Origin of the sequence: Corallococcus llansteffanensis (genome assembly GCF_003612055.1) — a bacterium.
Classification (GTDB): domain Bacteria; phylum Myxococcota; class Myxococcia; order Myxococcales; family Myxococcaceae; genus Corallococcus; species Corallococcus llansteffanensis.
This window is the reverse complement of sequence record NZ_RAWB01001237.1, coordinates 1-255: the sequence shown is the minus strand read 5'-3', so window position 1 is coordinate 255 and position 255 is coordinate 1. Positions and strand designations below refer to the sequence as shown.

General features: G+C 69.0%; 1 protein-coding gene. It reads right to left on the bottom strand.

Annotation, left to right across the window (positions count from 1 at the left end; genetic code table 11):
- On the bottom strand, positions 1-255 hold a 255-nt coding region (locus tag D7V93_RS44325; protein ID WP_120648762.1), incomplete at both ends, for a DUF2118 domain-containing protein.

The window sequence follows — 255 nt, the reverse complement described above, 5'->3', positions numbered from 1 at the left end:
GTGCCTTCCTTGGCGAACACCTCCGTCACCTTGCCGGCCTTGGGGCTCTTGAGCTCGTTCTCCATCTTCATGGCCTCCACGACCACGAGCCCCTGGCCCTCCGTCACCTCGTCGCCCACCTTCACCAGCACCTTCACCACCTTGCCGGGCATGGGCGCCAGGATGACCTGCTTGCCTTCGACGGTGAACCCGCCGGCCGCCGCGCGCATCCGCAGCCGGCGCTCGTCCGCCACGTCCGTGCGGTTCACCTGCCCG